This window comes from Allobosea sp. NPDC003192 (genome assembly GCF_050275675.1).
Lineage (GTDB): Bacteria > Pseudomonadota > Alphaproteobacteria > Rhizobiales > Beijerinckiaceae > Allobosea.
The window spans coordinates 1-19,494 of sequence record NZ_JBNNPK010000029.1; the positions used below are offsets into that span (position 1 = coordinate 1).

14 protein-coding genes and 1 pseudogene are annotated in these 19,494 nt (G+C 67.5%); 6 read left to right on the top strand and 9 right to left on the bottom strand.

The window, feature by feature from the left end:
- Window positions 1–34 precede the first annotated feature (34 nt).
- Window positions 35–1,567, bottom strand: a pseudogene (locus ACQKLX_RS27365) (DNA translocase FtsK 4TM domain-containing protein); the annotation flags it as partial.
- Between the two features lie 182 nt (window positions 1,568–1,749).
- Here ACQKLX_RS27365 and ACQKLX_RS27370 point away from each other — a divergent pair.
- Entirely contained in the window at window positions 1,750–2,091 is a 342-nt protein-coding gene (locus ACQKLX_RS27370) for an antibiotic biosynthesis monooxygenase family protein (RefSeq protein ID WP_427364716.1), read from the top strand.
- Window positions 2,092–2,157: 66 nt separating this feature from the next.
- On the opposite strand, the gene ACQKLX_RS27375 is transcribed toward ACQKLX_RS27370, so the two are convergent.
- The 3 genes from ACQKLX_RS27375 to ACQKLX_RS27385 form a co-directional block, all read right to left on the bottom strand.
- A complete protein-coding gene (locus ACQKLX_RS27375; RefSeq protein WP_427364766.1) occupies window positions 2,158–3,582 on the bottom strand; it encodes an ammonium transporter in 1,425 nt (474 codons plus the stop codon).
- Window positions 3,583–3,662: 80 nt separating this feature from the next.
- Window positions 3,663–4,001, bottom strand: a complete 339-nt coding sequence (locus ACQKLX_RS27380) for a P-II family nitrogen regulator (protein WP_377800423.1) — start codon at window positions 3,999–4,001, stop codon at window positions 3,663–3,665.
- A gap of 231 nt (window positions 4,002–4,232) precedes the next feature.
- Window positions 4,233–5,099 (bottom strand): acyl-CoA thioesterase, encoded by an 867-nt coding sequence (locus ACQKLX_RS27385; protein WP_427364767.1) that lies wholly within the window; start codon window positions 5,097–5,099, stop codon window positions 4,233–4,235.
- Between the two features lie 112 nt (window positions 5,100–5,211).
- Between ACQKLX_RS27385 and ACQKLX_RS27390 the strand changes: the two genes are divergently transcribed.
- Window positions 5,212–6,462, top strand: coding sequence for a ubiquinone biosynthesis hydroxylase (locus ACQKLX_RS27390; RefSeq protein ID WP_427364768.1), 1,251 nt, complete (start codon window positions 5,212–5,214; stop codon window positions 6,460–6,462).
- A gap of 161 nt (window positions 6,463–6,623) precedes the next feature.
- Here the strand turns inward: ACQKLX_RS27390 and ACQKLX_RS27395 are convergent, their stop codons facing one another.
- Window positions 6,624–6,827, bottom strand: coding sequence for a Trm112 family protein (locus ACQKLX_RS27395; RefSeq protein ID WP_427364717.1), 204 nt, complete (start codon window positions 6,825–6,827; stop codon window positions 6,624–6,626).
- A gap of 69 nt (window positions 6,828–6,896) precedes the next feature.
- Window positions 6,897–11,735 (bottom strand): NAD-glutamate dehydrogenase, encoded by a 4,839-nt coding sequence (locus tag ACQKLX_RS27400; RefSeq protein WP_427364718.1) that lies wholly within the window; start codon window positions 11,733–11,735, stop codon window positions 6,897–6,899.
- 223 nt (window positions 11,736–11,958) lie between these two features.
- On the opposite strand from ACQKLX_RS27400, the gene ACQKLX_RS27405 reads away from it, so the two are divergent.
- Window positions 11,959–12,507: a peroxidase-related enzyme gene (locus ACQKLX_RS27405; protein WP_427364769.1), complete on the top strand. Its 549-nt coding sequence runs from the start codon at window positions 11,959–11,961 to the stop codon at window positions 12,505–12,507.
- A 316-nt stretch (window positions 12,508–12,823) separates the two neighbouring features.
- A complete protein-coding gene (locus tag ACQKLX_RS27410) occupies window positions 12,824–13,189 on the top strand; it encodes a DUF2794 domain-containing protein (protein WP_427364719.1) in 366 nt (121 codons plus the stop codon).
- Window positions 13,190–13,269: 80 nt separating this feature from the next.
- Here the strand turns inward: ACQKLX_RS27410 and ACQKLX_RS27415 are convergent, their stop codons facing one another.
- The 3 genes from ACQKLX_RS27415 to ACQKLX_RS27425 form a co-directional block, all read right to left on the bottom strand.
- Window positions 13,270–14,046, bottom strand: coding sequence for a Bax inhibitor-1/YccA family protein (locus ACQKLX_RS27415; RefSeq protein WP_092163126.1), 777 nt, complete (start codon window positions 14,044–14,046; stop codon window positions 13,270–13,272).
- 218 nt (window positions 14,047–14,264) lie between these two features.
- On the bottom strand, window positions 14,265–16,859 hold the full coding sequence (locus ACQKLX_RS27420) for an ABC transporter permease (protein ID WP_427364720.1): 2,595 nt from the start codon (window positions 16,857–16,859) through the stop codon (window positions 14,265–14,267).
- Between the two features lies 1 nt (window position 16,860).
- Window positions 16,861–17,574: an ABC transporter ATP-binding protein gene (locus tag ACQKLX_RS27425; protein ID WP_427364721.1), complete on the bottom strand. Its 714-nt coding sequence runs from the start codon at window positions 17,572–17,574 to the stop codon at window positions 16,861–16,863.
- 142 nt (window positions 17,575–17,716) lie between these two features.
- Between ACQKLX_RS27425 and ACQKLX_RS27430 the strand changes: the two genes are divergently transcribed.
- Both ACQKLX_RS27430 and ACQKLX_RS27435 read left to right on the top strand, forming a co-directional pair.
- The gene (locus ACQKLX_RS27430) at window positions 17,717–18,346 is read left to right on the top strand and encodes an arylesterase (RefSeq protein ID WP_427364722.1); all 630 of its coding nucleotides are present in this window, start codon (window positions 17,717–17,719) and stop codon (window positions 18,344–18,346) included.
- 74 nt (window positions 18,347–18,420) lie between these two features.
- Entirely contained in the window at window positions 18,421–19,476 is a 1,056-nt protein-coding gene (locus tag ACQKLX_RS27435) for an aldo/keto reductase (RefSeq protein WP_427364723.1), read from the top strand.
- The last annotated feature ends 18 nt before the right edge of the window (window positions 19,477–19,494 follow it).

The following is a 19,494-nucleotide window of genomic DNA, read 5'->3' on the forward strand; positions in this document are numbered from 1 at the left end:
GATTGCGCTATGCCGAGAACTGCATTCACCTAACGATCGCCACCGACTTGCCCGAGCCGGTGGTGCCCGCCACGAGAAGGTGGGGCATACGTGCCAGGTCGGCGATCACCGGCTCGCCGCCGATGGTCTTGCCGAGGCAGAGCGCCAGCTTGTGCTTGGTGCCCTCGAAATCCTGGGAGGCGAGCAGTTCACGCAGGAAGACGGTCTCGCGCTTGGCGTTGGGCAGCTCGATGCCGATCGCGTTCTTGCCCTGCACCACCGCAACGCGCGCCGACACCGCACTCATCGACCGCGCAATGTCGTCCGCCAGAGAAATCACGCGGGAGCTCTTCGTGCCGGGGGCGGGCTCCAACTCATAGAGCGTCACAACCGGGCCGGGCCGAACCTGGCTGATCTCGCCGCGCACGCCGAAATCCTCGAGCACACCCTCGAGCAAGGCGGCGTTCTGCTCCAGTGCATCGGTCGAGATGGTGTTGGCCGGGACCTTCTTCGGCTCGGCCAGATAGGTCAGCGGCGGCAGTTCGAAGCCTTCGCGATCGAGCAGCGAGGGCTGCGCTTCGCGCGACAGGCGCTTGCCGGGCTTGGGCGCGCGCACGGGTGCTGCAACGCGCGGTGCGTTGAGGTCACGCACATCCTGCGCCTCGAAAGGCTCGTCATCGTCGTCATAGGCCGGGCGAGCGTTCGCTGCGGGTCTGGCAGCGGGGCGGACGAGATCCGGAGCGACGACAGGGGACCGATAGGCTTCCGGATCGCCGGTGAAGTTCGGCTCGCGGCGGACGCGGCCGGACTGAGCCGGGACGGGCATCGAGGTGGCTCCGGCCGAGGCGGGCTGGGGGGGGCGCGGCAGGCGGCGCAGGATCGCGGCCTTCAGCGCCATGGCGCCATGGGCGACCCAGCCGATCAGAATCACCGAGAAGCCCGGCTCGTCGTCGCGGCGTTCTTCGCCATCGGCGAAGGCGGCGTCATCGTCATGATCGGGCTCGGGATCCTCGTCGGTGACGAAACCAAAGCCGGCGGCCGCGGTGACCGAGAGGATGGCGATGCCGGCGAAGACGAAGGCGACGAGGCCGCCGAGCGCAGTGCCGGACAGGCCGACGATGTTGCGGGTGCCCTGCAGCAGGGCATCGCCGATCACGCCGCCCATGCCGGTCGGCAGCGGCCAGCGCGGCGTTGCCGGCAGGGCGCTCGCCACCGCGGCGGTCGAGACGATGCCGACGACCCAGAGCACGAGCTTGAGCGCGCTGCGATCGAAGAGATGGAAGCGGATCAGCCGGAGCGACCAGAGCAGAGGCGGCAGCAGCAGCGCGACCACGCCGAGGCCGAGCAGCTGCATGGCGAGGTCGGCGATCATCGCGCCGGGCCGGCCGAGCAGGTTGTGCACGGTGCCGCGCGTGGCGTTGTTGAGGCTGGGATCGTCGACCGACCAGGTGGCCAAGGCAATGGCGATGGCGACCATCAGCGCGAGCATCGCCATGCCGGCGATCTCGGCGGCGCGGCGCGACAGGAACTCGCGCACCGGATCGGGCAGGCGGTCGATCAGCGATGAGGAGCGTCGGATCGTGCGCATCGGGCCGTGGTCTGCGGGCGTCAGTCAGGAAGGCGGCCGGAACCGCCCCATCGAACCGGCAGGTTAGGAAGGTCCGGTTAAGGCCCGCTTAACCTTGCGCTGCCGACGCGCATTGTCAGCAATTTGGGGAACGATCGCCCCGGCCAACGCATTTTTGGAGCAGCAACCGCAAGGAGGGCGACATGGTGGATGGCGATGACAGGATCGCGAGGATTGCCCGGATCTGGCGCGGCCGCACCGCGCCGGAGAAGGCCGACGCCTATGCGGCTTATCTGCTGGAAGTCGGCGTCAGACCACTGGCTAAGAAGGCGCTCGGTGCGCAGATGTTTCGCGAGGACCGCGAGACCGAAAGCGAGTTCGTGACGATCTCCTATTGGGAGAGCGTCGAGGCGATGTCGCGCTTCGCCGGGCCCGATCCACGCCGGATCCATCACCTCCAACGCGACGCCGAGTTCCTGATCGAACTGCCGGAGGGGGTGCAGGTGCTCGAGATCGTGCTCGACCGCGCCGAAAGCCGCGATTGATTGACGTCAAAGAAAAACCCCGGCGGTGTCCCGCCGGGGCGATGTTGCGAACGAGATGGGCTGCGCTCAGTCGTGATAGGCGCGCTCGCCGTGCTCGGCGATGTCGAGACCCTCGCGCTCCTGGTCCGGGGCGACGCGCAGGCCGACGATCACGTCGACGATCTTGTAGAGGATCGCCGAGCCGACGCCGCTGAAGACGATGGTGAACAGCACCGCCTTGAGCTGGGCCATGAAGGCGGTGCCGAACTCGTAGGTCGCGGTCACAAGCTCGCCGGGCTTGGTCGAGTAGTCGGGGATACCGCCGCCGCCGAGCGCCTGGTTGACCAGGATGCCGGTCGCCAGCGCGCCGATGATGCCGCCGACGCAGTGGATGCCGAAGACGTCGAGCGAGTCGTCGTAGCCGAGCGCGTTCTTCACGGTCGAGCAGAAGACGAAGCAGACCGCGCCTGCGACGAGGCCGAGGACGATGGAGCCCATCGGGCCGGCAAAGCCCGCCGCCGGGGTGACGGCGACGAGGCCGGCGACAGCGCCCGAGACCATGCCGAGCATGGAAGGCTTGCCCTTGACCGCCCATTCGACGAACAGCCAGGCGACCGCCGCCGCCGCCGTCGCGACGAAGGTGTTGATCATGGCGAGCGCCGCGGTGCCGTTGGCTTCGAGGTTGGAGCCGGCGTTGAAGCCGAACCAGCCGACCCAGAGCAGAGCGGCGCCGATCAGCGTCATGGTCAGCGAGTGCGGGGCCATCAGCTCACGGCCGAAGCCGATGCGCTTGCCGATCAGGACGCAGCCGACGAGGCCCGCGATACCGGCATTGATGTGCACGACGGTGCCGCCGGCGAAGTCGAGCGCGCCCCATTTGAACAGCATGCCGGCATCGGCGTTGACCGCGTCGAGCGCCGCCTGGGCCGCAGCCTTGCCGTCGGCGCCGGCCTCGGCGACCGCCTTGGCGGCGTTGCCGACCGCATCAGGCCCGCCCCAGTACCAGACCATGTGGGCCATCGGGAAATAGATGAAGGTGACCCAGAGCACGATGAAGAGCAGCAGCGCCGAGAACTTCATGCGCTCGGCGAAGGCGCCGACGATGAGGGCCGGGGTGATGCAGGCGAAGGTCATCTGGAAGGCGATGTAGACATATTCCGGAATGACGACGCCGTTGGAGAAGGTCGCGGCAGTCGAATTGCCGTCGACGCCCCGCAGGAAGGCCTTGGAGAAGCCGCCGACGAAGTCGTTGAGGCCGCCGCCATTGGTGAAGGCGAGCGAGTAGCCGAAGATGATCCACATCAGCGAGACGATGCAGACGATGGCGAAGACCTGGGTCAGCACCGAAAGCATGTTCTTGGAGCGGACGAGGCCGCCATAGAACAGGGCGAGGCCGGGCACGGTCATGAGCAGGACGAGGATCGTCGAGCTCATCATGAAGGCGACGTCGCCCTTGTTTGGCACGGGAGCGGGCGGTGCTGCCGGGGTTTGCGCCAGTGCGGCGCCGGCCATCGCAGCGAAGGCCAGCCCGACCAGCCCGGCCCGGTTAAGGGTCTTGTTGTTCATCGTGAAACTCCTGGGAAGATCGGAAATCAGAGGGCGTCGCCGTCGGTCTCGCCGGTGCGGATGCGCACGGCCTTCTCGATTGACGAGACGAAGATCTTGCCGTCGCCGATCTGGCCGGTACGGGCGGCAGCGGTGATCGCCTCGATCACCTTGGCGACGAGATCGTCGGTGACGGCGACCTCGATCTTGATCTTGGGCAGGAAGCTCACGGCGTATTCGGCGCCGCGGTAGATTTCGGTATGGCCCTTCTGGCGGCCATAGCCCTTCACTTCGGTCACGGTCAGTCCGTGCACGCCGATGGCGGTGAGCGCGTCGCGCACCTCCTCCAGCTTGAACGGCTTGATGATGGCCATCACGATCTTCATGGCTGGGTTACCCCCGCTTGTGCGCCGTCGGACCGCGATCCAAGCGACGTGGTTGCGCCTCTCGCGCCCTTTCGAGCCAGGCGCGTCGGGGGAAGCCTTTCAAGCCGCGTGCCAACCGCTGGATGTGGCGCGCGAGCGGGCAATGCCGCGATTCCGCCATGATCAGGCGCGGTTAAGCGGGTCGTAATGGCTAATAATTAGGCAAATGCTGCGAAAGCAGGCGGTCGCTGCTCAGGCCCGGTCGGGCCGTGGCCGGATCAGCCCTTCCTGAGCAACGGAGGCGACGAGATGCCCCTGCCGGTCGAAGACGAGGCCCCGGGAAAAGCCGCGCGCTCCTGAAGCCGAGGGACTGTCCTGGGCGTAGAGCAGCCAGTCGTCGGCGCGGAAGGGCCGGTGGAACCAGAGCGCGTGATCGAGGCTCGCCGCCTGGATCTGCCGATCGAAGACGCTGGTGCCATGGGCGATCAGGCTGGAATCGAGCAATAGCAGGTCGGATGCATAGGCGAGCACGCTCTGGTGCAGCGCAGGCTCGTCCGCCATGGGCTGTCTTGCCCTGATCCAGACATTGAACCTCGGATCGCGCGAGCCGTCCTGCGCATAGCGGGTCATCTCGACCGGGCGGACCTCGATCGGGCGCTCGCGCCGGTAATAGGCGCGCACCGCCTCGGGTACGTGCGGGAAGACGTCGCGCTCCAGGGCATCGTGATCCGGCAGCTCCTCCGGCATTGGCACTGCGGGCATCGGCATCTGGTGATCGTGGCCGGGCTCGGCGATCTGGAAGGAGGCCGACATGGCGAAGATCGCCGCATCCTTCTGCAGCGCCAGTACGCGCCGCGTCGTGAACGAGCCGCCATCGCGCAGGCGCTCGACCTCGTAGACGATCGGAATCGTGGGATCGCCCGGCAGCAGGAAATAGGCGTGCAGCGAATGAGGCTGGCGGGTCTCGACCGTCTTGCAGGCCGCGTAAAGCGCCTGGCCGATCACCTGCCCGCCGAAGACGCGGGCCCAGCCATTGTCGGGGCTGCGACCCTGGAACCGGTTGTGTCCGAGCGGTTCGAGATCGAAGATCGAGAGCAAGGTGTCGGTGGCTGATGTCATCGGCATGAACTGGCTCGGCGCGGGCTTGCAGCCCGGGGCGGCTATCGGCAAGACAGCAAGCATCAGCAATGAGCGATCCGGCCGCGTCAAGCGGCGCGATACAGGGAATGTCATGGCGCAGGGTTCCGAAGACGTGAGCCAACGCATCATCGTCGCCGGCGGCGGCGTCGCCGGGCTGACGCTGGCGGTCGCGCTGAAGCAGGCACTGGGCGAGAGCTTCGGCGTGATCGTGGCCGATCCGGCGCTGGCAGGGCCGCCGCGCGCCGACGACCGCGCCTATGCGGTCGCGGCGGCGGCGCGCAACATGCTGGAGGCGCTCGGCATCTGGCGCCTGGCCGAAGCGGCCGCGACGCCGATGACAGAAATGATCATCACAGACAGCCGCACGCCCGATCTGGTGCGGCCGGTGTTCCTGACCTTCGATGGCGAAGTCGAGCCCGGCCAGCCCTTCGCCCATATGGTCGAGAACGGTGCGCTGGTGACGGCGCTGCTCCAGGTCGCGCGGGCCAACGGCGTCGAGCTGCGGCCCGACGGCGTCCGCTCCGGCACGGAGGAGGACGGGTTCATCACCGTTGCCTTCGCCGGCGGCGAAAAGCTCGATGCGGCGCTGCTAATCGCTGCCGATGGCGCCCGCTCCAAGCTGCGCGAGCAGGCCGGGATCGGCTGGGTCGGCTGGTCGTATCCGCAATCGGGGATCGTCGCGACCATCGGTCATGAGCGGCCGCATGAGGGACGGGCCGTCGAGCATTTCCTGCCGTCCGGCCCCTTCGCGATCCTGCCGCTGGCGGATGGCGGCAAGCTCGGCCATCGTTCCTCGATCGTCTGGACTGAGCGCAGCGAGAATGTCTCGGCGCTCCTGGCGCTCGACGAGAGTGACCTCCTGCTCGAGGTCGAGCGCCGCTTCGGTCTCGAACTCGGCGAAATCGCCTTGGAAAGCCGCCCGGGCGCCTATCCCCTCTCCTTCGGCGTGGCGCGCCGCTTCGTCGGCGAGCGGCTGGCGCTGCTCGGTGACGCCGCACATGTCATCCATCCGATCGCGGGCCAGGGGCTCAATCTCGGGCTGAAGGACGTCGCGGCGCTGGCCGAGGTCATCGTTGACGCGGCCCGGCTCGGCCTCGATGTCGGCGGCTCCGATGTGCTGGAAGCTTATGAGAAGGGTCGGCGCTTCGACACGGTCGCCATGGGCGTCGTCACCGACGGGCTCAACCGGCTGTTCTCGAACGATTCGACACCGTTACGATTGGCGCGGGATCTAGGCCTCGGTCTGGTCGAGCGCATGCCGGGGCTGAAGCGCTTCTTCATTCGCGAGGCAGCCGGGCTGGCCGGGCCGACGCCGCGGCTGCTCAAGGGCGAAATGCTGTAAGGCTCTGGAATCCTTCTCCCCTTGGGGGAGAAGGTGTCTGCGAAGCAGACGGATGAGGGCGGTACGACCGGGTAAGACAGGGGCAGGTAGTGCCTGCCCTTCCCTCATCCGTCAGCGCTACGCGCTGCCACCTTCTCCCCCGAGGGGAGAAGGAAGAAGCGCTACCCTTCCAACTGCCGTGCCTCCTCCGGCAGCATGATCGGGATGCCGTCGCGGATCGGATAGGCGAGCTTGGCGGCCCGGCTGATCAGCTCCTGACGGGCGGCATCGTATTCCAGCGTCGCCTTCGTCACCGGGCAAACCAGGATTTCCAGCAGCTTCGGGTCGATCCGGGTCGCAACCGCGCCGTCGTCTTCGGGATTCATAACTACGCTCGCTCCTCAGGCCGCCGCGCACGACAAGTGGCGCGACGACGATTGTCCTGTCTGCCGGCCTTACCGGCGCGGCAGATCGGCCAGCATGCCGGCCGCCACCATCAGCTTTGGCAGGGAGAGGCCGGACATGGCAATGGCCGAGACGGTGGCGCGGGTGCGTTCGGCATCGGCGCCGCGCTCCGCCAGCCAGTCCTTCAGCGCGTCGGGGCCGGATCTGCCGGTGGCGATCTCCTGTGTCAGCCCGGCATGGGCGTCGGTCAGCGTCTCGACCGCGCGCTGGCGTGCCAGGCGCTCGTAATCGTCGGTCGCCGGCACGGCGGCGGCGGCCGACATCAGTGTCGAGAAGCCGAAGACCGAGTCGGCACCGAAATGAATCCGGGCGACGTCGACGATGTCGCGCTTGGACCGGCTGGCGATATCGACGATGTCGGTCGCCTCGGCGAGCCAGGGCAGGCTGGCGACGCGCGCCGCCAGCGCCTCGGGCACGCCCTCGGCCGTTAGCGTGGCGATGCGGGCGCTGCGCGCCTGGGCTGCCGCCTCCGGCAACAGCTCGGCGAGCGCGCCCTCAAGCGCCGCGACGCCCTTGGCATAGTGAGCGACAGTCTGCTCGATCGTGCCGGGCTTGGCGACGCCGCGACGCAGGAACCAGCGCATCCGGTCGACGACCAGCTCCTGTGCGGCGGCATAGAGCCCGGTCTGGGTCTTGCCCGGCAGCTTGGCGTCGAGTGCATCGATGGCGCCGTTCAGCGTGATCAGGTCGAAGGCGTCGCGGGCGACGGCATAGGCTGCTGCGATCTCCGGCGCCTCGGCGCGGGTCTGATCCGCCAGCGTCGCGACGATCGCCGGGCCGCCGCGATTGATGATGGCGTTGGCGAGCTGGGTCGCGACGATCTCGCGGCGCAGCCTGTGGCTGGCGATCTCCTTGCCATAGCCCTCGCGCAGCGGCTGCGGGAAATAGCGGACGAGCTCGCTCTTCAGATAGGGATCGTCGGGGATCGCCGAGTCGAGCAGCGCGTCGTGCAGAGCGAGCTTGGCATAGGCGAGCAGCACGGCGAGTTCCGGCCGGGTCAGGCCCTCACCGCGCTTCTCGCGCTCGATCAGCACGGCGTCGGAGGGCAGATACTCGACGCCGCGGTCGAGCCGGCCATCTTCTTCGAGCTGAACCATCAGCCGGCGCAGATGCGGGCTCGCCTGGATGCCCTGCGCCTCGGTCAGCGAGAGCGCGAGGCTCTGCAGGTAGTTGTTGCGCAGGACGAGCAGGCCGACCTCGTCGGTCATCTCAGCCAGCAGGGCGTTGCGCTTCTTCTCGGGCAGGCGGCCGTCGCGGACAGGGTCGGCCAGCGCGATCTTGATGTTGACCTCGACGTCGGAGGTGTTGACGCCGGCGGAGTTGTCGATCGCGTCGGTGTTGAGGCGCACGCCGTTGCGGGCCGCCTCGATGCGGCCGCGCTGGGTCGCGCCGAGATTGGCGCCTTCGCCGACCACCTTCGTGCGCAGATCGGAACCGGTGACGCGGATCGCGTCATTGGCGCGATCGCCGACCTGGGCGTCGGTCTCGTCGCTGGCGCGGATATAGGTGCCGATGCCGCCGAACCAGAGCAGGTCGACCGGCGCCTTCAGGATCGCGGTCATCAATTCGGCCGGGGTGACCTGCGTCTTGTCGAAGCCGAGCGCCTGCTGAGCTTCGGGCGAGAGCGCGATGCTCTTGGCCTGGCGCGAGAAGATGCCGCCGCCCTTGGAAATCAGCGACTTGTCGTAATCGGCCCAGGAGGAGCGCGGCAAGGCGAAGATGCGCTGGCGCTCGGCCAGGCTCTTGGCCGAATCCGGATTGGGATCGAGGAAGATGTCGCGGTGATCGAAGGCCGCGATGAGCTTGATCGCCGGCGAGAGCAGCATGCCGTTGCCGAAGACGTCGCCGGACATGTCGCCGACGCCGGCGACGGTGAAGGGCGTCGTCTGGATATCGACGTCGATCTCGCGGAAATGGCGCTTCACCGCCTCCCAGGCGCCGCGGGCGGTGATGCCCATGCCCTTGTGGTCGTAGCCCTGCGAGCCGCCCGAGGCGAAGGCGTCGCCGAGCCAGTGATGCTTTTCGGCCGAGAGCGCGTTGGCCGTGTCGGAGAAGGTCGCAGTGCCCTTGTCGGCGGCGACGACGAGATAGGGATCGTCGCCGTCATGGCGAACCGTGTCCGGCGGCGGCACGATTTTCTCGCCGTCGAGATTGTCGGTAAGCTCGAGCAAGGTGCGGATGAAGATGCGATAGCTCTCGGTGCCCTCCGCGAGCCAGGCCTGGCGGTCGCTCGCCGGCGGCAACTGCTTGGGCACGAAGCCGCCCTTGGCACCGACCGGGACGATGACCGCGTTCTTGACCTGCTGCGCCTTGACCAGGCCGAGCACCTCGGTGCGGAAATCCTGCGGCCGGTCCGACCAGCGCAGGCCGCCGCGCGCGACCTTGCCGAAGCGCATATGGATGCCCTCGACCCGCGGCGAATAGACGAAGATCTCGTAGAGCGGACGCGGCAGCGGCATGCCGTCGACCTGGCCTGAGGCGAATTTGAACGAGATCGTGCCGCGCGGATGCCCGTCGGGACCGATCTGGAAGAAATTGGTGCGCAGCGTCGCGTCGATCAGGTTGACGAAGCGGCGCAGGATGCGGTCCTCGTCGAGGCTGGTGACGTCGGCGAGTGCGGTTTCGATGTGTTCGCGCTCGGCCTTCATCTGCTCGGCGCGCTTCTTCTCGGAGAGGCGCGGGTCGAACTTGGCGATGAAGAGCTTGACCAGGCCGGTGGCGATGCCGGAATGGCGGGTCAGCGCGTCGGCGATGTAGTCCTGCGCATAGGGCGCGCCGACCTGGCGCAGATAGCGGCCGAGCGCCCGCAGCAGCGCAGCTTCCCGCCAGGCGAGGCCGGCGGCGAGGACGAGCTGGTCGAAGCGGTCGGATTCGGTGAAGCCGCGGAACTGGGCCATCAGCGCCGCCTCGATCGTCGGATCGAGGTTCTCGATGTCGATCTCGCCGCCGCTGGCGCGCTCCAGCGTCATGTCGTGCAGCCAGACACGGCTGTCGGCGCTGCCTGCGCCATTCTGCTGCGGCGTGATGTTGAAGGTGCGCTCGTTGACGACGCGGAAGCCCATGTTCTCCAGCATCGGCACGCGCTCGGAGAGCGAGATCGCGGCGCCACGCGAGAACAGCTTGAGATTGGCCCGGGTCGGCCCGTCGCCCTCTCTGCGGTAGAGGTTGACCGCGCGCGGACGCTCGCTCGACAGCTTCTGCAGCATGTCGACATCGACGAGCGCGTCCTCGGCGGAATAGCGCTCGCGATAGGCGGCGCCGAAGGCCTCGGCATAGCGTTCGGCGAGGGCGCGGGCCGCGGGGCCGGCCTTCTGCGCGTCGAGCGCATCCTTGAGGCCGTCGCTCCACGTGCGCACGATCGCGGCGATGCCGGCTTCCAGCGTGTTGCGGTCGACCTTGGGCGTGCGGCCCTCGTCGCGGCCGATGATGTAATGCGTGCGGGCGAGCGGCCCTTCCGGATAGGCGGGATAGGCGGCCGAGACGCGGCCCTGGTAGACACGGGCGAGGAATTCGCCGACGCGGCGGCGCACCGTGGTGTCGTAGCGGTCCTTGGGGATGAAGACGAGCGCCGAGACGAAGCGGTCGAACTCGTCGGCGCGGGCGAGCGCCCGGATGCGGGGCCGCTCGGTCAACTGCATGATGTCGAGGGCGAAGCGCTCCAGCGTCTCGACGTCGATCTGGAAGAGCTCGTCGCGCGGGAAGGCGTCGAGCACGTTGTAGAGGGCGCGGCCGGAATAGCTCGACGGGTCGAAGCCGGTGCTCTTGAGCACGCGGGCGACCTTGAGGCGCAGATAGGGGATGGCGCGTGCGCTGCCAGTATAGGCGTTCGAGGTGAGCAGGCCGACGATGCGCAATTCGCCGTCGAGCCGGCCGTCGGGGGTGAAGAGCTTGACCCCGACATAGTCGAGGTGGACGCGGCGGTGGACGCGGCTCTTGACGTTGGCCTTGGTGATGATCAGCGCCTGCGGCTTGGCCAGGAAGGCGCGGATCTCAGGGGTCATCACCACGAGCTCGCGATTCTTGCGGAGAACCCGGACATCGGGGTCGCGCAGGATGCCGAGGCCGGAGGAATCGACCGGGTCGGCGGCTGTGTCGCCGCCGGCGAAGCGATAGGCGCGCACGCCGAGCAGGGTGAAATTGTCGCTGGCGATCCATTCGAGGAAGTTCAGTGCTTCAGCGACCTCGTCCTCTGGCAGCGGCGGCGGGTTGGCGCGGTAGGACTGGATGACTTCGGTGATTCGGCCGCGCATCGCGGCCCAGTCATCGACCGCGAGGCCGACATCGACATAGACGCGGGCGAGGCCGGCAGCGAGCCGCTCGCGCGCCTCGGCCGTGTCGATCCGGTCGAGATGGATATGGATCAGGCTCTCGCGGCGCGTGCCCTCGACGGCGCGGCCGGCTGCTTCGCCGGCGAGCGATTCGAACGTGCCATTGTCCTTGCGCACCACGGCGAGGATGGGATGAGCGACCAGGCGCGGCTCGTAGCCTTGCTCGGTCAGCTCCGCGAGGGTCGAATCGAGCAGGAACGGCTTATTGTCGTTGACGACCTCGAGGATCGTGATCTGGCGCTCGCGCCCATCCTCTTTCACCGCCTCGTCGCGGAAGCGCAGATTGGGCTCGCCGGGTTTGCGGCGGCTGCTCAGATGGGCATAGGCGGCCTCGGCAGCGCGGGCGAGCAGATCAGGCGGCAGGGCGACGAGATCTTCGGCGACGGTGCGGCCATAGAGCAGCTTGGGGAATTCCGCGGGCATCGCCGAGCCGAGCTCGCGAGCCGCTGCCTCGATCGCGATTACGGCTGCAGCCGTGGCATTCGCTTCGCGCTTGGCCATAGTCTTCTTCCCCCTGCTATTTTGCCGAAGCGATGACATAGCTCACAGGCTGCTGCAACTTTCGTCGTATCGCAGCAGCCAGATTGCACCAATGTGGCGCGGAAACGGCAAGTTGTGTCTTATCCGCGCGGATATCAGCGCGAGGAGTGCAGAGATGACGAAGAAGCATGACAAAGCGATGGTGGGAGAGCAGCCTGCGAAGCAGGACGCGCCGCCCGCCGTGATGGCGCTCGCGCTGCCGCAGGCCGACCTGTCGCAGGAGATGCAGGCCTATTTCACCAAATGCGAGGAGAAGCTCGGCTACGTCCCGAACGTCCTCACTGCCTATGCGCATGACGACGCCAAGCTCCAGGCCTTCGCCGCCTTCTACAACGATCTGATGCTGGCGCCGTCCGGCCTGTCGAAGCTCGAGCGCGAGATGATCGCGGTCGCAGTCTCCAGCGTGAACCGCTGCTATTACTGTCTGACGGCGCATGGCCAGGCGGTGCGCCAGCTCTCCGGCGATCCGGTGCTCGGCGAGATGATGGTGATGAACTATCGCGCCGCGCAGCTCTCGCGGCGCCATCGCGCCATGCTCGATTTCTCGGTGAAGCTGACCGAGAGCCCGCATGAGATCGAGGAGGAGGATCGGGAAGCCCTGCGCAAGGCCGGCTTCGGCGAGCGCGACATCTGGGATATCGGCGCGGTCGCCGCCTTCTACAACATGTCGAACCGGATCGCCTCGGCGGTCGATATGCGGCCTAATCCCGAATATCACGGCGCGTCGCGCTGAGCCTCAGCCAAAGAAAAACGGCCGGCGGAAACCGCCAGCCGTGAGTTGGCCTCGACTCGTTGGCCCGGCCCGCCGCAGCGCCGGAGGGGCTGGGGGGCTGACGTGTCCGGAACCGGACAGGCCGGGCCGCCGAGGCAACGATTCGGAGTTGAATGCCGCAACGGGGCGCTCGCTTGGCGCAAGCGCGGCAAAATCATGGCAATCGCATTCCGGCGGCGAGAAGATGGGGCGGCCGTCATCAAGTTGTCTTGCCAGCTTCCGGAGGCAGGCGCATCATCCCTTGCCGAATAAGGGGCGATAGACGGAAGGAGGCGCGATGAGCGAAAGCGAAACTCCGCCAGGTCAGCGAGTGGGCGCGGTCGTCGCCTTTCCGGCTGCCGCGCCATCCTCGGTTACCTTCGACCGGCGTGAGCTGAACGAGCTGTTCAATCTCTATGGCCGCATGGTCGCGGCGGGCGAATGGCGCGACTACGCCATCGATTTCCTGCGCGACAAGGCCCAGTTCTCGGTGTTTCGACGCACAGCCGAGGTTCCGCTCTACCGAATCGTCAAGGATCCCTCGCTGGCCCGGCGCCAGGGCGCCTATTCGGTGGTGACCGCGACCGGGCTGATCCTGAAGCGCGGGGCCGAGCTCGGCCGGGTGCTCAAGGTGCTCGACAAGCGATTGAGCGTGGTGAGCTGAGCCCTTCCACCAGGCTCAAGCCAAACAAAAAAGCCCCGGCCGCGAGGCCGGGGCTTCGTTCTTTCAGGCTGTCGCCCGGCTCACTCCTGCTTGGAGCCGAAGAGCGAGAGCAGCATCTGGAACATGTTGACGAAGTTCAGGTAGAGCGACAGGGCGCCGTTCACCGAGAGCTTCGCGGCCGACTCGGAGTCGAGGTCCGAGTACAGGTACATTTCCTTCAGGCGCTGCGTATCCCAGGCGGTCAGGCCGGCGAAGACCAGCACGCCGATCACCGAGATGGCGAAGGACAGAGCGCTCGAGGCCAGGAAGATGTTCACGACCGAGGCGATCACCAGGCCGATCAGGCCCATGATCAGGAACGAGCCGATGCCCGACAGCGACTTCTTCGTGGTGTAGCCGAACAGGCTGAGGCCAGCGAAGGAGGCCGCGGTGATGAAGAACACCTTGGCGATCGATTCACCAGTGAAGACCACAAAGATCGACGACAGCGAGATGCCCATCACCGCCGCGAAGGCGAAGAACATGGCACGGGCGGTCGAGGAGCTCATGCTCTCGGCCTTGAACGAGAAGAAGAAGATGAAGGCCAGCGGAGCCAGCATCACCACCCACTTCAGCGGGCTGAGGTAGAGCGCCTGGCCGAGCGGCGTCAGCGCAGTGACCTTGCCCGAAGGCGAGTAGCCGGCGATCGCCAGCATGGAGATGCCGATCGCCATCAGGCCGGTGATGGCCAGGCCGATGCTCATGTTGTTGTAGACGCCGAGCATGAACGAGCGCAGGCCCTGGTCCACCTCGACGGCGCTGGTCTGCTGGGCGCGGCCGGCGCCCCAGACCTGAGCGTTGCGGTCGAAATCGCTCATGGAGAGAGTTCCCCTTGAAACTTTGCCTGGCGGACAATCGCCCTTGCGACGCCCACCGCCGCGCACCGATGTCGCGACGTTTCGAAATATGAGGGGGATCAGGCGGCCTTACAAGAGGCAAGCATGGTTAGCGCCGCGGCCGGCATAGAAATTCGCCGGCCAGTCGATGCAACATTACGCTCTGTCCATGTTTATGCCGCGCTGCACAGAGTCAGACCTCATAAATTCCTCAGATGAGAAGCGGGCGCTTTCGACAGTATTTGCAGCGTCCCGATCAATCCGAACACGACGGTAACCACGACAGCTGCAGTTGCGGCGATAATAGCGCCTGTCGGATCGGGGACGAAATCTATCTTCATCACTTGCGTGACGACGCCCCAGCCGGCCGCGGCACCTGCCAGGAGCCCGAACAGGGCGGAAACGACGCCGATGCCTGCGTATTCGAGGATGTACGACGAAAGTATGAAGCGGCGGGTCGCGCCGAGCGTCTTCAGGATCATCGCGTCATAGAGCCGCGCCCTCTGCCCGGCCGCCAGGGCGCCCGCGAGAACCAGCAGGCTGGCGCCGATGGCGAGGGCGGAGGCGCCGCGAATCGCGCCGGCGAGCTGGCCGACGATGGTGTTGACCGCTTCCAGCGCATCCTTGACCCGAACCGCCGTCACCGCCGGGAAGGCGATGGCGAGCTGGCGCATCAGGACGGGATCGCCGGTCGCGGGCGTCACGCCGTTGTCGGTCACGGTGGCGAGGTTCGTGTGCGGCGCGCCGGCGAAGGTGTTCGGCGAGAACACCATCACGAAATTGATGCCGAGCGAGCGCCATTCGATGTCGCGGAAATTGGCGATGCGCGCGGTGATGTTGCGGCCGAGCACGTTGACGGTGAGCTTGTCGCCGAGCTTGAGGCCGAGCCCTTCGATGGCGCGGGCGTCGAAGGAGACCAGCGGCTCGCCGCGATAGTTTTCCGGCCACCATTCGCCCGAGGCGAGCCTGGAGGCCTCGGGCATGGCCGCCGAGTAGGTGATGCCGCGATCGCCCTCGAGCACCCAGGCCATCTGCTCGCTCGCTTTGATCTGCTCGGCGGGGACATCGTTCACGCTGACGATGCGCCCGCGCATCATCGGCACGCGCTCGACATGAGCGCCGGGGCGCTGCTGCGCGAGGAAGCGGTCGAACTCGGCTGCCTGGGCGTTGGGGATGTCGAGGAAGAAGAAGCTCGGCGCCTTCTGCGGCAGCGACTGGGTCAGTTGCCGGCGCAGGCTGACGTCGATGAAGGCGAGCGTCGAGAGCAGCGCGACGCCGAGCCCGAGCGAGAGCACCAGAGAGGGCGTCAGCGCGCCGGGGCGATAGGTGTTGGCGAGCGCCATGCGCAGTGCTGGCTGGCGCGGGCGCCCGGCGCGGCGGGCCAGCGCCATCATCCCCCAAGCGATCAGACGCAGCAGCAGGAACACGCCGCCTGCGGCGCCGATATAGATCAGCGCGATGCGCCGGTCATAGGCGAAGACGAGCGCGACGCCGACGAGGCCGGCAAGCGCGGCGAGGAAGATCGCCCGGTAGAGCCAGCGCGGCTGGCGCCGGTCGGGGTCGATCTGGTCGCGGAACAGGGCCGAGACCGGTACGTCATGGGCGCGGCCGAGCGGAATGATGGCGAAGACCAGCGCGGTCAGCAGGCCGTAGAGCGCGGCGACGGCGAGCTCTGCCGGGGCGAGCGTCGGCTCGAAGGGTAAGGGCAGGATGTCGGCGAGCGCATACCCGAGCGCGAAGGGCGCGGCAGCGCCGAGCACAAGCCCGATCGCGATGCCGAAGCCGGCGACGAGCATCACCTCGGTCAAATGGATGGCGACGACCCGGCCGCCGGTGGCACCGATCGCCTTCAGCGTGGCGAAGTCGAGCCGCTTGGCCTCGACGAAGCGGCGCACCGCATTGGCGACGCCGACGCCGCCGACCAGGAGCGCGGTCAGGCCGACCAGGGTCAGGAACTGGGTGAAGCGCTCGATATTGCGCTGGAAGTTCGGCGCGGCATTGGCGCGCGAGCGGATTTCCCAGCCGGCATTGGGCTGCTCACGGCCGGCATTGGCCAGGAGAGCATCGAGCGCGGCGTCGGTGCTCGCGCCGTCGGGTAGGATGACCCGGGCGGTCCAGCGCACCAGGCTGCCGGGCTGGAGCAGGCCGGAGGCCCGCAGCGCCTCCTGCGAGAGGATCAGGCGCGGGCCGAAGCCGACGCCGGCGGCGATCTTGTCTGGTTCGGAGGTCAGATTGGCGCGGAGTTGCACCCGCGCCGAGCCGATCAGCACGGTGTCGCCGGGCTTGAGGTCGAGCCGACCGAACAGGACGGGATCGGCGATGCCGCCATAGACGCCGTCGCGCAAAGCGAGCAGGTCGGCGGCCGGCTGGGCCGGATCAGTGCGGAGTTCGCCGATGCTTGGATAGGAACCGTCGACAGCCTTGACCTCGACGAGGGCGGCGCCCTTCTCGCCGGCATTGGCCATGCTGCGCAGGGTCGCGATGGTCGAGACCTTGCCATGACGGGCGAGGAAGGCGTGCTCCTCCGCGGTCGGCTCGCGATGGATCAGGCTGAAGGCGGCATCGCCGCCGAGAATGCGCCGGCCTTCGCGGCCGAGCCCTTCGCTCAGACCGCGGGAGGCCGAGGAGACGGCGGCGATCGCCATGACGCCGAGCGCCAAGCAGGCGATGAAGACGCCGAACCCGCGCAGGCCGCCGCGCAGATCGCGCCAGGCGAGGCGCAAGGCCAACTTCAAGCCCATTGGGCGGCGAGAGGGCGTCGAGGGCGAAGCGGACGGTTTGACGGGGGCGTGCATCTCAGATCGCCAGCGCCTCGGTGCCGGCCTCGGTCTCGATGCGGCCGGCGCGCAGACGCACGGTGCGATCGCAGCTCGCGGCGAGCGAGAGGTCGTGGGTGACCAGGACGAGCGTGGCGCCGCGCTCGCGCCGGAGCGCGAAGATCAGGTCGACGATCGAGCGGCCCGTGCTCTCGTCGAGGTTGCCGGTCGGCTCGTCGGCGACGAGGATCGCCGGGTCGGGCGCGACAGCTCGGGCGATGGCGACACGCTGCTGCTCGCCACCGGAAAGCTGGGCCGGATAATGGTCCATGCGCTCGCCGAGACCGACATTGCGGAGTTCAGCGGCGGCGCGCTCGAAGGCGTCATCGGCGCCGGCAAGCTCCAGCGGCAGCGCGACATTCTCGCGCGCCGTCATGGTCGGCACCAGGTGGAAGGATTGGAAGACGATGCCGATATGGCGACCGCGGAAGAGGGCGAGCGCATCCTCGCCGAGCGCGCCGAGATCCTGGCCGGCCACCTTCACGACCCCGGAATCCGGCCGTTCCAGCCCGGCCATGGTCATCAGCAAGGTCGATTTGCCGGAGCCGGACGGACCGACCAGACCGGTGGCCTGTCCTTGCGGGATCGTCAGCGAGACGCCCTTGAGGATATGGACGCGGGCAGCGCCGCGCCCCAGACTGAGCTCGACGTCGCTCAGTTCGATGACCGCCGGGGTTCCTTCGCTCGCCGCCATGTTTCCGCTTTCATCCCATCCGATGTCGCCGCTTCGACCGTCTTTCCGAGCCGAAGGGATCAGAACCGCCATGCGTCGCGCCGCCAACCGATATGGGCGCTTGCCGTCTCGAATCCAGCCGTTGCCGCGCATTTGGGCGGTCATGCTGCTCGTTTTCGCCAGCCTGGGTTCCTTTTCGATGAACAGCTCCGCCTTCGCCCAGAGCAAGCCGCTCAAGCTGGTCGCGCTCGGCGACAGCCTGACCGCCGGCTATAACCTGCCTGCTAGCGCCGCCTTCCCGACGGTGCTGGAGAAGATGCTGCGCGACAAAGGGATTTCCGTCGAGATCGCCAATGCCGGCGTCTCCGGCGACACTTCGCAGGGCGGACTGGAGCGGCTCGACTGGTCGGTGCCGGACGGCACCGACGGCGTCATCCTCGAGCTCGGCGCCAATGACGCCCTGCGCGGCGTCGATCCGGCGCTGACCGAAAAGTCGCTTGACGCGATCGTGACCGGGCTGAAGGCGCGCGGCATCCCGGTCCTGCTCGCCGGCATGTATGCGCCGCGCAGCAATGGCCCGGACTATGTCGCCCGTTTCGATGCGATCTATCCCAAGCTCGCCGAGAGGCACGGGTTGATCCTCTATCCGTTCTTTCTGGACGGGATCGCCGGTGACCGGGTATTGAACCAGCCCGACATGCTGCATCCGAAAGCTGAGGGCGTGCGCGTCATCGCGCAGCGCATCCTGCCGACGGTGGAGCGGTTCCTCGCCTCCCTGCGCCCGCGCTCCTGAGCAAGGGCGCATCCTGCCATCACCTCAGTCATGCGCAGCGCGCCTCGGCCCGCTCGTCGCCGGAGCCTTTCGCCATGGACTACCGCCGTCTCGGCCGCACCGATCTCAAGGTCTCGGCGATCTGCCTGGGCACGATGACCTGGGGCCAGCAGAACACCGAGGCCGAGGGCCATGAGCAGATGGATTACGCGCTCGACCAGGGCGTGAATTTCTTCGACACGGCCGAACTCTATTCGATTCCGCCCAAGGCCGAGACGCAAGGCTCGACCGAGCGGATCATCGGTACCTGGTTCAAGGCGCGCGGCAATCGCGACAAGGTGATCCTCGCCTCCAAGGTCGTCGGCCGCTCGGCAAACGACTGGTTCCGCGACGACAAGGGCCCGACCCGGGTCAACCGCCGGCAGATCGAAGAAGCCGTCGACAAGAGCCTGAAGCGGCTGCAGACCGACTATATCGACCTCTACCAGATCCACTTCCCCGACCGGCCGATGCAGTGGGGTTCGAACCCATCGCGCTTCAACCAGGCGGCGTTCGTGCAAGCCGAGGACGAGACGCCGTTCGCCGAGCAGCTCGACGCCTTCGCAGCAGTCGTCAAGACCGGCAAGATCCGCCATCTCGGCCTTTCCAACGAGAGCGCCTGGGGCACGATGAACTTCCTTGCCGAGGCGAAGGGGACCGACCGGCCGCGCGTGCAGTCGATCCAGAACGCCTACAATCTCCTGAACCGGACCTTCGAGACGGCGCTGGCCGAGATCGCCATGCGCGAGCAGGTCGGGCTGCTCGCCTACTCGCCGCTGGCCCAGGGCTATCTCTCCGGGAAGTATCTCGACGGCGCCCGGCCGGCGGGCACCCGCACGACGTTGTTCGACCGCGCCCAGCGCTATCAGACCGAGGGCTCGGAGGCGGCGATCAAGGCCTATATCGCGCTCGCCCGCGAGGCTGGGCTCGATCCCGTGCAGATGGCGCTGGCCTTCGTGACCTCGCGCTGCTTCCTCACCTCGAACATCATCGGGGCGACCAGCATGGAGCAGCTCAGGACGGCGATTGGCTCGGTCAGGGTCACGATCTCGCCCGAGCTCGAGGCGCGGATCGACGCGGTCCATCAGCGGGTCGGCAACCCCTGCCCATGAGCGGGAAGCAGAGCCGGC

Coding starts and splice junctions, on each gene's coding strand:
- ACQKLX_RS27425 (WP_427364721.1), bottom strand. CDS start 17,574: ATGGCGGCGAGCGAAGGAACCCCGGCGGTCATCGAACTGAGCGACGTC.
- ACQKLX_RS27370 (WP_427364716.1), top strand. CDS start 1,750: ATGGTGGATGGCGATGACAGGATCGCGAGGATTGCCCGGATCTGGCGC.
- ACQKLX_RS27435 (WP_427364723.1), top strand. CDS start 18,421: ATGGACTACCGCCGTCTCGGCCGCACCGATCTCAAGGTCTCGGCGATC.
- ACQKLX_RS27420 (WP_427364720.1), bottom strand. CDS start 16,859: ATGCACGCCCCCGTCAAACCGTCCGCTTCGCCCTCGACGCCCTCTCGC.
- ACQKLX_RS27405 (WP_427364769.1), top strand. CDS start 11,959: ATGGCGCTCGCGCTGCCGCAGGCCGACCTGTCGCAGGAGATGCAGGCC.
- ACQKLX_RS27410 (WP_427364719.1), top strand. CDS start 12,824: ATGAGCGAAAGCGAAACTCCGCCAGGTCAGCGAGTGGGCGCGGTCGTC.
- ACQKLX_RS27415 (WP_092163126.1), bottom strand. CDS start 14,046: ATGAGCGATTTCGACCGCAACGCTCAGGTCTGGGGCGCCGGCCGCGCC.
- ACQKLX_RS27430 (WP_427364722.1), top strand. CDS start 17,717: ATGCTGCTCGTTTTCGCCAGCCTGGGTTCCTTTTCGATGAACAGCTCC.
- ACQKLX_RS27390 (WP_427364768.1), top strand. CDS start 5,212: ATGGCGCAGGGTTCCGAAGACGTGAGCCAACGCATCATCGTCGCCGGC.
- ACQKLX_RS27385 (WP_427364767.1), bottom strand. CDS start 5,099: ATGACATCAGCCACCGACACCTTGCTCTCGATCTTCGATCTCGAACCG.
- ACQKLX_RS27380 (WP_377800423.1), bottom strand. CDS start 4,001: ATGAAGATCGTGATGGCCATCATCAAGCCGTTCAAGCTGGAGGAGGTG.
- ACQKLX_RS27395 (WP_427364717.1), bottom strand. CDS start 6,827: ATGAATCCCGAAGACGACGGCGCGGTTGCGACCCGGATCGACCCGAAG.
- ACQKLX_RS27400 (WP_427364718.1), bottom strand. CDS start 11,735: ATGGCCAAGCGCGAAGCGAATGCCACGGCTGCAGCCGTAATCGCGATC.
- ACQKLX_RS27375 (WP_427364766.1), bottom strand. CDS start 3,582: ATGGCCGGCGCCGCACTGGCGCAAACCCCGGCAGCACCGCCCGCTCCC.